The following is a 15,311-nucleotide window of genomic DNA, read 5'->3' as shown; positions in this document are numbered from 1 at the left end:
GGCGGGCCGGTCCCTCTCAGCCCTGCGCGAGTACCGGTGCCCAGTGCCCGCGAGGCTCCGGCTTCGACCGGGCACGAGAACGACGCCGTGCCGAGTTTCAGCTCGATTCCCTGGTGTGCAGTGGCAGCGCCAGTGCGCACCGTGTCGGGGATCGTCTCCGCGCGCTGGTCAGAAGCCGACGGGTGCTTCGACGTGGTCTGCGGGCTCGAGCTGGATGGTGGGGTGAGTGACCGCGTATTTCTCGGTGAGGATCCGACGTGTCTGGTCCAGCACGCGGTGCCAGGTGGCGTCGTCGTCGACCACGATGTGCACGGTCGCGGCCTCCATCCCGCTGGTCAGCGTCCAGATGTGCAGGTCGTGGACCTCCCGGACCCCAGGCAGGGCGGCGAGCTCAGCGGTAGCGGCGATGATGTCGATGCCGGGGGGCGCGACCTCCATGAGGATCCGCAGAGCCTGGCGCATCAGGTTCCAGGTGCGGGGCAGGATCAGCAGCCCTATCCCCACCGCGACGATCGCGTCGACGTACCGGAACCCGGTCACGGTGATGATGATCGCGCCGACGATGACCCCGACGGAGCCGAGCATGTCCGACAGCACCTCAAGGTGGGCGCCCTTGAGGTTCAGGCTCTCCTTGGACCCCGCTGTCAGCAGCCGGAAGGAGATGATGTTGACGACCAGGCCGATAGAGGCGACCACCAGCATCGGCATCCCGGCGACCTCGGGTGGGTTCCGGAAGCGCTGCACTGCTTCGTAGAGCACGTAGAACCCGACCCCGAACAACAACAGCCCATTGATCACAGCGGCAAGGACCTCGAGCCGGTAGGTGCCGTAGGTCCGCCCACCTGCCGCCGGGCGCTTCGCCAGCTGGATCGCGGCCAACGCCATACCGAGCCCGAGGACGTCGGTCCCCATGTGGGCGGCGTCGCTGATCAGAGCGAGCGACCCTGTGGTGAGGCCGGCGACGACCTCCACGATCGCGTAACTCGCGGTCAGGGCGAAGGCGATGGCCAGTGGCCGCTGGTGTCGGGAGCCCGCGCTGCCGATCCTCGGGCCGTGCGCGTGACCATCGACGCTGGCGTGCGAAGTGCTGTCATCGCATGGGCCGTTGTCCGTGTTGTGGTCGGTTGTCATCGGATCGTCAGTCGAACAGCTCGCCGAGGAAGCCGCCCGGGCGACGCTTGCGCTCGTACCCGTGTCCGCTCTTGTGCTCTTCACGGCCATGGTCCTCGTACTCGCGCCGCTCGGGGGCCTGCGGGACGGCGGAACGGGACGAGCCGTAGTACGCGCTCTCAGCCTCGGTGAGGCGTTCGAGCTCGCCCCTGTCCAGGAAGATGCCCCGGCAGCCGGTGCACTGATCGATGAGCACCCCATTGCGCTCGTACGGGCGCATGTCCGAGCCGCACTTGGGGCACGTGAGCGTCGTGGACAGCTGCTGGTCCTGCGTCATGCGAGAGCCTCTCTGTTTTCGGCGGCGACCGACGAGAGCTCGTCGGTCCGGACCGCCCGTGCCGCGGGCGCATGCCCGAGGTGGGTCAGGGCGACGTCCAACAGGAGGCGGACGTGCCCATCGGCCAGTCGGTAGAACGCCGATCGCCCACTGCGCCGCACGACCACGACCCGGTGCGCACGGAGGAGCCGCAGAGCGTGACTGACCCCCGACTCGCTTTGGCCGGTCACTGCCGCCAGGTCATGCACGCACACCTCGCCGCCCTCCAGGAGCGTGATCAGCAGCCGCAACCGGCCGGGGTCACCCAACAGCCCAAAGACCGCCGCCAGGTCCTCCACGGTCGACTCAGGTGGCAGTGCGCCGGTCAGCGCAGCAATCCGATCCGAGCCGGACTCCGGCGCACACGGGTGTGTCGCACCTGTCACGCGATCAGTCTCTCGGAACATCTGAACAAACTATCAGACGATCGAGCAAGCTGGTGCCGTGAACCTGGGCCTCCTCCGGGCAACCAGCACCTGCTCTCACAAGCGCCAGCCATGTGAGCACGGGCGCTGAGGAGACGGCCGTGCTGTCGCCATCCAGAAATCGATCAAGTCGCTGCATCGAGATCGCTGACACCCGCAAGGGTTTCCACCGCGATGTGGGCTCCGCTCTGGGCCCACTCAATGGCGGGATTCGCACAGGAGGGAGAGAACTCACGGCGTTCGAATACGCCTACTCCGCCACCTGAGTAGGTGGTGAAGCGGGCCGCGACTGTGAGCATCTGGGCCCACTTGTCGGAGTGGACGAGCTCGGCGACGGCGTCGACGAGCTGGGCGTGCAGCGCGGTGAGCTTCTCCTCCGTGGAGGGACCACCGGTGGGGCGCATGTCAGCTCCCGGCCGCGACGGGTCGGGCGCCGGCGGGCAGCAGGGCACCGGCGCAGACGGGGTCGGACCAGCCGAGGTACCCGTGGCCGCCCAGGTACATGCCTTCGAGCCGGCCGAGGGACAGCTGGTAGACACCGCCGTGGTTGCCGGTGGCCCGGTCGAAGATCTCGTTCGCGGTGATCTGGATGACGTTCGGGTCGCAGCCTGAGGGGTCGGCTTGGACGACGAGGGAGACGTGCCCGTCGGGCCGGCCGGTGTTGAAGAAGACGAACGAACCCAACGGTGGGCACGGATCGCCGGGGTGGGCGTGGCCGGTGGCGAGCATCGCCAGCCAGTGGGTGTGCGCGGAGACGTACCCGGAGTTGGCGTACCCGTAGGCGCGGCAAGCGAGCTGGTCGCAGCGTTGGTACCAGCCGCCGGTCACCCCGACGTACGCCAACCCGGTCCTGACCGCGGCGGCCACATCGGCCGACGTGCCGGCGGGGATGGCCGCCGCGGCGGGGCTGGCGCCCACGCCCGGCACACAGCCGCCACTCGTCGGCTCGGGCGTGGGGGTGGGCCCCGAGTCCGGCAGGAGTGCCTCAGCAGTGAACGTCGCCTCCGGTGCGGGAGCCGTGCCGCTCGAGGCGATGCAGCGCTGTGTGCTGGTCCCCACGGACAGCGCGGTCACGGCGGCCAGAGCCGGGACGGTGAGGACGAGCAGGGCGCCGGTCAGCAGCTTGCCGATCATGCGGGCACCTGCGTTCCGGTCGCGGTGGCGTGCTCGACGACGGTCCGGTCGGCCGCCAGGCGGGTGGCGTCCCGGCGGGCGGTCCACGGGCACAGGTCGATGACGGTGGGTTTGGTCTGCCGCAACAGGAGCACCCCCGTGCCGAACGGGAGGGTGCGCAGCACTGCCGGTGGCATCACCGGCACGGACCGCACCGAGGTCGACGAGGACCGGTCACCGCCACGGCCCGCGGTGCGGGTCTCGACGAGCTCGTCGATGTGGCCGAGCAGCTGGGCGACCTCGTCCAAGTCCCGGTACTTGCCCAGCCCGCCGAGGACGACCTTGACGGTGGCGGCGTCCCAGATGGTGTCGGCGGCGTGCTCGCCCCAACGGTTGCGGGCTTGGGCGAGGGACTGCAGCACCGCCAAGGTGGTGATCCCGGACCCGCCGCCCTCGGACATCAGGGACGGCAGGGACGGCAGCGGTGTGAGGTTGGCGATCTCGTCCAGTGCGAGCAGCAGCGGCGGATCCAGTCGGGCGCCGGGTGCACGGGCGGCCAGGGTGCGGGCGGTCTCGGTGATGTCCTCGACGAACGCCGCGATCAGCGGGGCGCACGAGGCGGCAGCGACCGACGAGGCGAGCAGGTAGAGGGTGCCGGACTCACGCAGGAAGGTGGCCGGGTCGAACTCCGTTCCGGGTTTGGGGTCGAGTGTAGCCAGGACGTCGGGGTCGGCCATCGCGCCCAGCGCCTGTCGGACGGCGAGCCAGATCGAGTCGCGGGTACGCGGGTCGCTGTGCACCACGGTGTCGAGGGCGTCTGCCCAGCCTTCGGCCGGGGAGTACCGGTTCAGGATGGTGATGGCGTCGTCGGCCAGGGCCGGGTTCAGGGACCACCGGTACAAGTCGATGGTGCGGCGCCCATCCAGGGCGGCGGCGTGCAGCAGGCAGCGCAGTGCGGTTTCGGTCTGCCCGGCCCAGAAGTCCGCGTCGGTGACGGACTTGCCCAGGCCGGCGCCCGCGGCCAGGCCGCGGGCGCGGACCATCGCGGTGTGCGGTGCCTCGCACCCGCGGATCGGCGACCAGGCCAGCCCACCGGCGATACCGGCGAGGCGTTGGGGGTCGAAGATCGCGACCGGTCGGGACTGGCGCCGCCGGGCGCGCACGGTGACGGCGAGCGTGTCGGGTCGGGTGGAGGTGGTCACGACCGGGCCCGGAGCGTCCAGCACCCAGGGGATCACCAGGTGCAGGCCCTTGCCCATCCGGGGCGGGCCGACCAGCAGCACTGAGTCCTCGACCGTGCACCACAGGTCCCGGCCGCGCAGCGACCCGAGCCGGTAGCCGATTCGCTGCGGTTCGGCGCGCTTGTCGAGCGAGGGTCGTACGACGGCGGCACGTGCCCGCAGGGCTCGGGCATCGGCTGCCCGGTGCACCTCAGCGGGGTGGGCGGTGCCCGGCAGGTGCCGGAGCCGGTTCGCCTCCGTGCCCGCCCCGGCCAGTCGCCGGTAGAGCCTGCGGCCGGCGAGGGCGAGGACGGCAACGAGGGTGAGGACGATGGCGGTGCCGGACCAGTAGGCGATCGGTCCTGGCAGTTGACTGCGGTTCGGCCAGGCCGCGGCTGGGTCGCCGGCGTGCGCCAAGGACACCAGTGCGGGCAGGAGTCCGCCGTCGGGTGCTCGACGTCCGGTCAGGAGGCAGCCGACCAGTGCACCGGCCCAGAGGATTCCGGCGAGGGCGAGCAGGCCACCGAGGGCGGCCAGCGCCCAACCCGTCTGGTCACCGCCGCCGGTGGCCGCGAGCTGCCGGTTGACGGGCGGTCGGCCGTTCATCGGGCCAGCTCCTGGGTGCGGGTGATGCTGAGCAACGGGATGACCCGGGCGGTCGTGTCGTGGTCGACGGGGAGGACGGTCGCGGTGCGGCGCAGGGCGTGGGTGATCGTGTGCCCGGTGTCGACCAGGTCGCCGATGAGGACGCCGGGGTTGGCGGCGGCTTGCTGCAGCTGGCGGGCACCGGTGTCGGCCAGCCGCCGGGCCTGGTCGGTGGCGACCGTGCGGGCCGCGACCGTCGGGAAGGCGTACCAGCCGGTCTCGACCGCCTGGCCCAGCTCCTCCAGGGAGGGCAGCGCGGGGCCGTGCTGGGCGTGCTGGCGGGCCGTCCACGCGACGGTGACCAGGTCGACCGGTTCGCCCAGCTCGGTCAGCTCGATCGTCGTGCCGTAGATCAGCCGCCAGCCAGGGTCACCGACTGCGGCGATCGGCAACCACGAGGCGACCTCGCCGACCGCCTCGGGGTGGGCGATCAGGGCGCCGACGAGCTCGACGACGTGGCTCCGCTCGGCCTCCACGTCACGTCCCGCGTGGGCCTCCAGGTACCGGGCTGCGCCCTCCTGCTCCTCGCCGTTGCGGAACGCGGCTCGCAGCGCCAGGGGCACGACGTTCTCCTGCTGCTGCGCGGCGCCGATGGCGGCGGCCCAGCGGCTGGCGGCGGCGTCCAGGCCGACGTCGACGAGGTTGCACGTGGTGGTCAGCGGGACGCTGGTGCGGTCGACCGCGGACTGCACCGCACCGGCCCGCAGCAGCACCCCCAACCCGACGAGCTCGCGGCGCAGCCCGGTGTCGAGCACCATCCGCGCGTACGCCAGGGCGTTCGGCGTGTAGGGCGTAGCGGTGATCAGCGCCGCGAACCGCGGCCGGTCCGCCAGCCGTACGCCGAGCCGGTCGGTCAGCGCGTCGGCCATCGCCCGCGGGTGAACGGGCTCCCCTGCGACATGCCGTTCGATCACCGCGGTGTACAGGGCACGGTGCCAGCTGTCTGCGAAGTCCCCCGGCCGCAACCAGCCCCGCACCTCCCCGACCGGTGTGGGGTCGTCCATCAGCGCACGCAGCAGCGACCGCTCAGCCAGCTGCTCGACGTCGGACCGCAGCATCACGACCACCCCCCGACCCGCATCGCGGCGTCGGTGTCGACCAACGGTTCCTCGATGGGCAGCAGCACGTGCTGCACCACGTGGCTGCGCCCGGGCAGCTTCCACAGCCCGGTGCCGCGGGACAGCAGCGGCAGCAGGTCCCGCTCCGGCTCGGTCAGCCCGAGGGACGCCGTCGCGGCCGCCAGCTGGTCGGCCTCCTGCCGGTAGATCACCCGGGTGGAGCAGTCGGCCAGCAACCCGTCGGCCAGCGCCCGGGTCTCGGATCCGCGGTGGCCGACCGCGTCCAGGTCGGACAGGCGATGCAGCACGAGGAGGTTGGCGATCCCGTAGGCCCGGGACAGCTTCCACTGGGCCTGCATGCGCCGGATCAGCCCAGGGTGGCGCAGCAGCCGCCACGCCTCGTCGTAGATCACCCACCTCGGGTTCGTCGACGAGGCCAGGGCACCCTCGACCCAGGCGGCAGCGCACGTGGAGGCGATCGCCAGGGCGTCGTCGTCAGACCCCAACGCCGACAGGTCGAGCACCACCATCGACGCCATCCGATCCAGGGCGTCGGTGGTCGGGGCGTCGAACAGCCCGGCCAGGTCCCCGGAGACCAGGCGACGCAGCCCGTGCACCAGATCGCGGCCGTCGGCCGCCCGCTCCTGCACCCGCATCCCGTCCGCTCGCGCCAGGCGGGTATCCGGGGACACCAGGGCCTCGATGACCTCTCGGATCGTGATCGTGCCTCGACCCGACAGGTGAGCGAGAGCGGCGTCCAGGGCGCTGTGCTCGGCAGCCGTCAGATCCCGGCGCAAGGTCGCCGAGGCCACGCCGGCCAGCAGCTGCGACCGCAGCGCTTGCCGGTCCTCGCCCACGACCTCCAGCGGGTTCAGCCGGGTGGGCGACCCGGGGCCGAGGCGAAGGACCGTGCCGCCGACCGCGTCGGCAACCACAGCCCACTCCCCCTTCGGATCCCCCGGCACGTACACGGTCCGGCCGGCAGCGATCGAACGGAGAGCCAGCGACTTGGCCAGCGCGGACTTGCCCTGCCCGATCACCCCGGCCAGCAGCACGTTGGGGTTGGTGAGGGTCCCGTCGGCGTACTGGGTCCAGGGGTCGAAGCAGAACGCGCCCCCGCTGAACAGGTCCACCCCCACCGGCACGCCCTGATCAACGGTGGGCGGGGCCAGGAACGGGTACGCCCCTGCCAGGACCGCCGAGGACGCACGGTGCGCAGGCACTCGAAGTGCCGGCCCGGCCGAGTAGTGACCGGCCCGGCTGCGGAACCAGGCGCTCACAGCACACCTCGCGCCAGGGGAAGGGCACCGGCCAGGAACGCGACACCTTGCTGGCCGACCAGACGCTGCACCTCGCACATCGCCTGCGCAGCGGCGGTCTCCAGCGCCACGCACCGGTCCTCCAGCTGCGTCTCGGTTCCCGCGGAGACTGTCACCAGGCCGGTGAACCGCAGGTCAGCGTGTCCGGCAACGAGCTCGGCCTCGCGGCGTTGCAGGTCGGCGACCTCAGCGCGCGTCGCCTCGTCCTCGATCTGCCCGATCCGATGCCGCTGCGCGGCATCTGCGGCGTGCTCGACCTTCGCCTTGCGGATCTCCCGCAGGGCACGCACGGTCGGCAGCGGTTCGGCGATCACGCTCAGAACCCGGGTCCCGGTGTCCCCGAGCAGCAACGGCTGCAAGAACCCCAGGTGCGTCGCTGAGCGAGGCCACTCGTTCACCCAGTACGTCGCGTGGAACGCCGTCCCGACGACGATGGACGCCCAACGCTCCTTGACGCCGTCTGCTGGCGGCATCGACCAGCAGGGAAGGCCCTCGCGCCGTGCGGCCGTCTGCGGGTCGTAGGCACTGGTGAGCACCTCGGCCAACCGAGCGGTGTTCAGCCAGCCCGATGGGTTTAGGTCGGCGGCCCGCAGGGACGAGGCCACGGCGTCGAGCTGCGCGACGACAGGCTGCAGACGTTCGCGGTGCCCGCCCCGGTAGCCGCGAGGAAGACGCGCCGCCACCGCGAGCAACGTCTCGCGCCGATGGGCGGCGACGAAGCCGTCGTCCAGCATCGCGGAGACGGCCTCTGCGATCCGGCTGCCGGTTGCCCCGCGGTGCGCACGCCACCACTGCCGGGCCGGGGTCAGACCACCCGGCACGGTCCGAACCAGGATCTGAACCCGCACGATCGTCGACTGCTGGCAGACACCGGCCAGGACCCGTCCCCACGCGCCGACCTTGTGTTCTTGCACCGAACCGTCGTCCAGCAAGAACCCCGACGCATTCACTGCCAGAAGCGCGGTGGTCGTGCCGGCCCTCCGGTCGACGACCAGGACGCCGCCGAGGGCCGGCTCCTCGACGAGCTCGAGATGCCCGGCCACGCCGGGCAACGTGAGGGTGCAGGGCTGATGCTCAACGCGGGTGCTCCGAGCCGCGCTGGTCGCCCCGCGCAGCTGACGGCCCCGCCACGCCGTCATCAGCGGGAGCCAACCGACCAGCGGACGGCCACCGACGGTGACGGTGCCCACGACCAGCAGCACCACCCACAACGGGGCCGACACGAGCAGTCCCCCGCTACCGGCCGAGTAGACCGCCGTCACCGCGACTGCCGCGGCGATACCGACGGCGGCCAGCTGGGCAGCCGACAGGCCGAGCAGGACGCCGCGGCGCTCGAGCCGACCAAACACCGTCGTGGATCCGGACTGCGACGCGCTCATCGACCCTCACCGCCAGTCGAGGGCCGCGGCGCGGCCGGTGGCTGCCGGGGCGGACGTACGGCGCTCGCTGCACCGGCCGCTGTCCCCGCGCCTCGAGCCGCGGCTGCGCCTGCACCTGCACCGCCGGTGACCGCGGTCAACGCCACGTGCTGGGCTGCGAACTTGGTGGTCGTCGCGGCGGACTGCCCGACCCTGCTGATCGGGTTGGCCGCCACGTTGGCGTGCATCACGGTCGCGGCCTCAAGCCCCGACCAGTGCACGAACCGCCACGTCAACCACGGCGCCCAGATGGCGATCGCCAGCAGCAGGACCCCGACGAGCAGGTCCGACAGGCCGGTGCTGTCACTGCCGGCCGGCACGCTGCCGACAGCCGGGCCGGTGCCCGAGAACGCTGAGGCGCCCACCACGAACGTGACGACGATGACGACCTTGCAGAACACGAGCGCGGCAACGATCTCCAACCACCGGCGGGTCCACACCCGCGTCTGGTCCCACGCCGACCCGGCGAACGCGATCGGCGCGAACACCGCCACCAAGATCAGTGCCGCCTTGCGGAACAGCAGAACACCCCACAGCAGCACGAACCCGACCGTCAGCAGCAACCCGAGCAGCAGCTGCAACGCCGGCGACAACCCGGTCAGGAAGCTGAACCTGAAGAACCGCGCCGCCGCCGAACCCACCGTGTACCCGGCCGAGCCGGCGATGTACCCGCAGAGCGCGTCGACCAAGGTGAGCGCGACTTGTGTCACGGCCAACGCCAGCGCCGCGCCCAGCACGGCCTTGCCCACCCCGAGGACTCCACGCACGAGGCCACCCGGCTCGCGACGTAGCACCGACGTGAGCACCTGGATGACGAACAGACCGACAACCGCAGGCAGCGCAATCGAGGCGATCACTGCGACGTTGGCCTGGAACCAGGTCGCGCCGAGATTGATCGCCGTGGTCGTGTCCAGGGCGGTCAGGGCCAGCTGGCCCACCTGGGCCGAACCGCCGACGAAGGCGGAGCCGAGGCCGCCCAGCACGTAGTCGGACGCGGCGCCCTGCACGGCGTCCGTGACCTGGCAGACCAGATCGAGCGGGCCAGAGCACCCGCTCGCCACCACGGCGGCCATGTCAGATCCGCCCGCCCATGCCGGAGAAGAACGCCACGATCGCGTTCGCCCCACCGATCAGCAGCGCACCACCCACCGAGACGAGAACGCCCGTCTTGGCACCGGAGGCGTAGCCGTAGTTGCCCTGCTGGCGGGCGACCGCCCAGGTGATGACCGAGATCACCAGCCCAGCAACACAGGCGACCAGGCCCCACGTCAGGAGCGCGCCGACGATCTGACGCAGAACTGCCAGTCCCGGAAGCCCGTTGTCGTTGGGCGTAATCCCAGGGTCGGCAGCCGGGAGCAGGAGCAACACGTTCACGGACGACCTCATGGCGCACCCCATGCCAGTCCAGGGCGCCCACCGTCAGGGAGCCTCTACTAGCGGGAGTGCACCCGCGGCCGCAACACGCGACGGCAGGCACGGTGGCTCTCGGCTCCAGCACACGGAAGGCCCGGGAGACCGCTCTGCCCAACGCCCAGCAGCCTCGCAGACCGCCGCGTCCCCACTTGCGGATGCCGACCGGACCGCGATCGCGCGGACGGCGCACGGAGGCAACGGCAAGGCTGTCGCCCGGCCCAGCGCCATCGGGGTCGACTATCGACAACGCCAACTCAGGGCCTAAGTCCTAGCCAGCACGGCACGTTCTCGTCCGGTCCGCGAACCTGGCACGCACAAGAAACCAAAACGCCGGTCACGGCTATCTACCGTCGCTACGTTAACGGTAGCCGCAACGGGCCCGCTGGCAACGCCTCGAATGAGGCCTACCGCGAGCCGACCCAAACCGGCGAAGGCACGTCATGTGAACAGCGAACCCTCTGGTCCAGTGCCCCGGACCGATGCAACTCCTTGCGGAGCGCTGCTAATGAACCGCTCAGACGGGGACACAACACGCAATTCCGGACGGAGCGCACGGGTGAAGATCGACAGCGTTTCGATTAAAGGCTTTCGCTGCTTAGCGGACGTCTCAATCGACCTCGACGACTATGCCGCGTTCATCGGGGCGAACGGCGCAGGTAAGTCCTCGGTGCTCTACGCCCTCGACTGGTTCTTCAACAACGGCCGGCTCTCCGAATCGGATGTGCACGGTCACGTCGACGGCGAACCCCTGCCAGACGATGCGCGTATCGAAGTATCGGTGACTCTCACAGACCTATCCCTCCACGATCGTGAGCTCCTCGGTCAGTACGGGAGAGGTGAACGTGCAGAGTTCCGCAAGACGTGGCATTTACGAGACGGCAAGACGAAGGTTGTCGGTAACGCAAGGCAAGGTCCCGGCTTCGCGGAAGTTCGCGCAATGAGCCGGGTCGGAGAATTCCGGCCCGCCTACGAAGCACTGCGGGGCTTGCTCACCGACCTACCGGATCTGGGCAAGCAGGCGAGCAAACAAGAGATTGAGGCAGCACTTGCGGAATGGGAACGCGACGCCGATCACCGGAGCGACCTAGTTGCCGTGTCGGACGCGGACGCCAATCATATGTTCGGGATCAACGGACCGAACGTAATCAAAGACTGTCTCCGCTTCATCCTGATCCCCGCTGCCACGAACATCGCCAGCCAAATTGGCGAGTCCGGCAGGGGATCGGCCTTGACCCAGCTCATCGGCGCAGTCATGGCTGATGCGAGCGCAAGAGCCCAGGCGGAATGGCTCGCTGAGAATGCTGACACGATTGCCGGCCTGAAGTCCAAAGTCAAAGCGAGCATCGAGAGCTCAACTGGAATACAAGCCCACCGCATCAATGCTCGGCTAGCATCACTGGTCCCGAATGCGACGGTGACCCTAACGCCAGAGGTACCCGATTGGACTCCCAAGGCCGAGCCAACGGTGACGACCACCGTCACGGTCGACGGGGTTTCGAACGATGTATCGCGACAAGGCCACGGCGTGCAGCGCGCAGTCATGATCTCGATGTTTCAGGCACTCGTGCCCGACGAGGAACTGACGCGAGGATTGCACGCTCCCATCGATGGAGAAGAAGCAGTTGACGGCGAGCGACGGCTAGCCAATGCGCTTGAGGCACTGCCGAGCATCGTAGTCTGCATCGAGGAACCAGAGATCTATCAACACCCGGTGCGGGCGCGATCCTTCGCGCGGACTCTCACGGAGCTGAGTGGGCAGAACAACGTTCAGGTAATCGTCGCCACGCACAGTCCATACTTCGTTCGACCTGAACAGTTTGCTTCGCTTCGGCGATTCACCCTCGTGGATGGAGTGACCAGCACCGCGCAGGCAACCGTTGCGTCCGTCGCGCAGCAGACGGCCCTCGACCCCGACAAGATCAACACAGCTGTCGAACGTATGCTGCCCACCGAGTTCTCGGAGGGCTTCTTCTCGGACGCCGTCGTATTGGTCGAAGGTCCAACAGATCGCGTGATCATCGAGGCGACGGCAGCGTTGCTCGGCACCAACCTTGACGCAAGAGGCACATCCGTTCTGGACGCCGAGGGCAAGACGTCCCTGAACGTGTCGAACGCGATCCTCACCGCCCTCGGGGTGCCGACGTACATCGTGCTTGACGGCGATGCGTTGGGCGCTAGACGGAAGCACCCTAAGGACGCCGCGAAGCGGGCACAGGTCGACGCGAGTCACAAGCAGGCCACCGAAAAGGCCGTTGCATGGCTACCAACCTCGAAGGCCGTTTGTGGCACGCTTCCCTTCAACTACGGCGATTCGACAGTTGTCACAGATCGCTTCACGATCTGGAATGACGACATCGAGGAGGAACTCGGTGCGTGGGAGAGTTTCTCAGCTCAAGCGAGCGCCTGTGGCGCACCCGTGGAAGCCCGGGCGAACAAGCATCAACTGGCGTACAAGACCGCCGCACTTGCGGCCGATCCTGCCGACCTGCCGCTCAACTTGCGCTCATTAGTCGAGGTCATCACCAGATTCTCTCACTAGATCAGATTCAGACGACAAACACGGGATAGAGGGCCGAGACCTTGATTGAGAATCACGAGGACGTACTTGCGGCAATTTCAGACTGCCGTGAGGTGCGCCTTCGATGGCGATCTCAGGACGATGGGGGGAGGATTCAAGCTCGCCGCTGCGCCCCAATGGACTATGGGCCGTGGCGTCGCGCAGGGGACTCAGCACCGCGCTATCACTTCTGGGATTTCGAGAGCGACAGCGGACGAAATCACAACATTTCGCTGCGCGATGACCAGATAGTGGACGTAGAGATCCTCGACACCTCGTTCGAGCCGGCGGCATTCGTCACCTGGAAGCCGAAGTGGTTCATCTCCCGAACAACATGGGGCGCCCACAATTAGTTCCCCCGGCGCTCGAAGAGCATTGCGGCCTCGCGACCCCGGCGCCCCGCACAGCGTCGTAAGGTAAGCAGCTCCCCTACTCCGGGCGTCATTCCCCACGTGCGATCCGGAGCCGGCGCGCCAGCGGTCAACGTCGAGTACTCAACGGGCGATCGCGCCGGGCATCGACGGCCTCTCGGAGCGCGTCAGATGGAGTGGAACCGTGAGTCGTACTCGTTCGCCATGCGGACGATCATCGAGTCGTAGTGGAACGGCTCCCCCGGCTGCGGAGCCGGTGGGCGGCTGACGACGTTCACCGGCCCGCCCATGTTGGAGAAGTCGAGCACGGTGACGCCGATGCCGTCGAAGCCCGTGCCGGTGGTGCCTTGCCGCCTCGGAAGTTCGGCGATCTTCTCGAGCATCCGGATGGCGTCTGCGGGTTGCCGGTGTTGCGTGACGATCGGCGGTGCGCCGTCGAGTGGCCGGTTGTTCGTGACCGAAGATGCGAACTGGTCCGCAACGTTGATCTGCACGTACCCGATAGCCAACGCCTGCGCCGACGCGCCGTGGACACACAGGTGTGAGGAGTTGAGCTCGTCGTAGATCCGCGGTCGGGCCTTCACGTGCGCCGTCATCGCAGCCTTCGCCTCCAGCGCGATGAGCACTGCACCGACAGGAGCGACGGGAACGTCGGGGAGGCCTGCGAGAAGCGCCAGCTCGGCGTCGGTGAGAGGGATGTGGTTGCTGGCAGCCAGTGAGCGCAGAGAACGGTGTCCCGTGGGGAGCGGCCCGACGGGCCTCGCAACGACCAGGTCGAGCTTCTTCTCCCGGTTGGTCCCCCAGTCGCGCATCGAGTGGTTGACGCCGAGAACGACCTTGCCTTCCCGCGCGTGACGGGCCAGCAGCGCTGATGTCGAGAGGAGGTCGAACGCGACTCCCCAGCAGCCGACCTGTGAGTGTCGATCCGAACGGGAGTTGTATTGCCAGACGTTCCCGTACCGGTCTGGATCTGCGGGGACTTCGAGGAAGCGAGCGAGGATCTGCGGCCCGTGCACGTCCGAGACGGTAGCCGCGACGACCTCCATCAGGGGGCGACCCGCTCAAGGGTCTAGGCCGAATCGACCGTTCGGCCGCTACTTCACTTGTGCGATCGCGTCGATGTGTGCGGCGATGTCCTCTCGGAAGCCAGGGTGGCGACCGAGGTTTCCCTGCTCGAGCCGACTCCTGAACCCGCTCGCTCCTCGCAGGGTCAATGGCTCGGCGGACGTGATGTCGAGCTCATCGACGAGGTGGCGATACGCCGAGGTGGTGGGGAACTCGGTCAAGCCAGGGACGGTCCACACCTTGCCGTTCTCCCCGCAGGCCGCCGTGGGCCACGCCTTCCGAGTCGGGGTCCACGACTCGTACGTGACCTCAGGGGTACCGGGTTCGGCGAGGCGTCCGGCCACCCACTTCGCGACGCCCACGGTGACTGCGTTGCCCACGAGCTTCCAGCGTGGGCCGTTGCGCCGGGCGGTCGTTGCGTCGACGGCGGTCCAGCCGCGATCGAAGCCCTGCATCGCCTCCGCGTCTTCGACGCTGGGCTTGAGGAACCGGCGTCCGAGGGTCGCCTTGGGTAGCCAGACTGCTGGCGGTGAAGGAATGCCAATGGTCGAGCCACCCTTCAAGGTGGGGACGGCGTCTTGCGCCCAGCCCAAGCCGCCGCGGCCTTCGGTCCAGTAGAAGCCGTACGCATCGTCAGCCAGCGACTCGGGATCGAGCGGGCCATCGTCGTCCGAGAACAGGACCGCCCGGGGGTCCAGGTCGACCGAGGCGACGAGCACGACACGGCGCCGACGCTGCGGCACACCGGTGAACCGGGAGTCGACCACCCGGTAGGCCCACCGGTAGCCGAGGTCCTCAAGTTCCTGCACGAGGTACGTCATGGCCTGACCGCGGTTGAGCGCCAGCATGTTGGGGACGTTCTCGATCAGAAGTGTCGGGAGTGTCCGCCGGTGGCGCACCACCTGCAGCACGTCGAAGACGTGCTTGATCAGCCCGGAGTTCACGCCATCGATGCCCGCCATGCGGCCGGCCTGGGACAGGTCGGTGCATGGGAAGCCCGCGGTGACGACGTTCACGCTGTCGGGCAGGTCCTTGAGTTCGCGCACGTCGGGGTGGATCTCCACACCCGGGAACCGCTCGGTCAGCACGGCCTTGGCCGGGTCCCACCACTCGCAGAGGAGCGCGGTGCTCACCTCGTGCCCGAGTGCCCGTTGGAACCCGAGCTCGATGCCGCCGATACCAGCAAAGAGACCGGCGACCGTGAAGGTCGGGCTTGTCACG

At 69.0% G+C, this 15,311-nt stretch carries 14 protein-coding genes; 1 reads left to right on the top strand and 13 read right to left on the bottom strand.

Going from position 1 to position 15,311, the window contains the following annotated elements; translation table 11 throughout:
* Positions 1-168 precede the first annotated feature (168 nt).
* From N0B34_RS06320 to N0B34_RS06270, 11 genes are all read right to left on the bottom strand, one after another.
* Complete coding sequence (locus tag N0B34_RS06320; RefSeq protein ID WP_263730462.1) at positions 169-1,131, bottom strand: cation diffusion facilitator family transporter; 963 nt, start codon at positions 1,129-1,131, stop codon at positions 169-171.
* Between the two features lie 7 nt (positions 1,132-1,138).
* The gene (locus N0B34_RS06315) at positions 1,139-1,447 is read right to left on the bottom strand and encodes a zf-TFIIB domain-containing protein (RefSeq protein ID WP_263730461.1); all 309 of its coding nucleotides are present in this window, start codon (positions 1,445-1,447) and stop codon (positions 1,139-1,141) included.
* Positions 1,444-1,785, bottom strand: coding sequence for an ArsR/SmtB family transcription factor (locus tag N0B34_RS06310; protein ID WP_412175701.1), 342 nt, complete (start codon positions 1,783-1,785; stop codon positions 1,444-1,446). Before N0B34_RS06310 ends, N0B34_RS06315 begins: the two co-directional genes overlap by 4 nt.
* 251 nt (positions 1,786-2,036) lie before the next feature.
* Complete coding sequence (locus N0B34_RS06305) at positions 2,037-2,315, bottom strand: hypothetical protein (protein WP_263730459.1); 279 nt, start codon at positions 2,313-2,315, stop codon at positions 2,037-2,039.
* Between the two features lies 1 nt (position 2,316).
* Complete coding sequence (locus N0B34_RS06300; protein WP_263730458.1) at positions 2,317-3,045, bottom strand: hypothetical protein; 729 nt, start codon at positions 3,043-3,045, stop codon at positions 2,317-2,319.
* Positions 3,042-4,850 carry a type IV secretory system conjugative DNA transfer family protein gene (locus tag N0B34_RS06295; RefSeq protein WP_263730457.1) on the bottom strand — a complete coding sequence of 603 codons (1,809 nt, stop codon included), beginning with the start codon at positions 4,848-4,850 and terminating at the stop codon, positions 3,042-3,044. Before N0B34_RS06295 ends, N0B34_RS06300 begins: the two co-directional genes overlap by 4 nt.
* Positions 4,847-5,947, bottom strand: coding sequence for a DnaB-like helicase N-terminal domain-containing protein (locus N0B34_RS06290; RefSeq protein ID WP_263730456.1), 1,101 nt, complete (start codon positions 5,945-5,947; stop codon positions 4,847-4,849). The genes N0B34_RS06295 and N0B34_RS06290 overlap by 4 nt, the downstream gene beginning before the upstream one ends.
* Positions 5,947-7,227, bottom strand: a complete 1,281-nt coding sequence (locus tag N0B34_RS06285) for an ATP-binding protein (RefSeq protein ID WP_263730455.1) — start codon at positions 7,225-7,227, stop codon at positions 5,947-5,949. The genes N0B34_RS06290 and N0B34_RS06285 overlap by 1 nt, the downstream gene beginning before the upstream one ends.
* Complete coding sequence (locus tag N0B34_RS06280) at positions 7,224-8,645, bottom strand: SCO6880 family protein (RefSeq protein WP_263730454.1); 1,422 nt, start codon at positions 8,643-8,645, stop codon at positions 7,224-7,226. The genes N0B34_RS06285 and N0B34_RS06280 overlap by 4 nt, the downstream gene beginning before the upstream one ends.
* Positions 8,642-9,757, bottom strand: a complete 1,116-nt coding sequence (locus N0B34_RS06275; protein ID WP_263730452.1) for a type IV secretion system protein — start codon at positions 9,755-9,757, stop codon at positions 8,642-8,644. The genes N0B34_RS06280 and N0B34_RS06275 overlap by 4 nt, the downstream gene beginning before the upstream one ends.
* Before the next feature lies 1 nt (position 9,758).
* A complete protein-coding gene (locus tag N0B34_RS06270; protein ID WP_263730451.1) occupies positions 9,759-10,058 on the bottom strand; it encodes a DUF6112 family protein in 300 nt (99 codons plus the stop codon).
* 595 nt (positions 10,059-10,653) lie between these two features.
* On the opposite strand from N0B34_RS06270, the gene N0B34_RS06265 reads away from it, so the two are divergent.
* Positions 10,654-12,636 (top strand): ATP-dependent nuclease, encoded by a 1,983-nt coding sequence (locus N0B34_RS06265; protein ID WP_263730450.1) that lies wholly within the window; start codon positions 10,654-10,656, stop codon positions 12,634-12,636.
* 556 nt (positions 12,637-13,192) lie between these two features.
* On the opposite strand, the gene N0B34_RS06260 is transcribed toward N0B34_RS06265, so the two are convergent.
* Both N0B34_RS06260 and N0B34_RS06255 read right to left on the bottom strand, forming a co-directional pair.
* Positions 13,193-14,041, bottom strand: coding sequence for a hypothetical protein (locus tag N0B34_RS06260; protein WP_263730449.1), 849 nt, complete (start codon positions 14,039-14,041; stop codon positions 13,193-13,195).
* Positions 14,042-14,119: 78 nt separating this feature from the next.
* Positions 14,120-15,310, bottom strand: a complete 1,191-nt coding sequence (locus N0B34_RS06255; protein ID WP_263730448.1) for a DNA cytosine methyltransferase — start codon at positions 15,308-15,310, stop codon at positions 14,120-14,122.
* Position 15,311 lies beyond the last annotated feature (1 nt).

Origin of the sequence: Cellulomonas sp. SG140, assembly GCF_025770785.1 — a bacterium.
In the GTDB taxonomy this organism is placed as follows: Bacteria; Actinomycetota; Actinomycetes; order Actinomycetales; family Cellulomonadaceae; genus Cellulomonas.
Note: the sequence above shows the minus strand (reverse complement) of the source record. Positions and strands in the feature narration are given on the sequence as shown.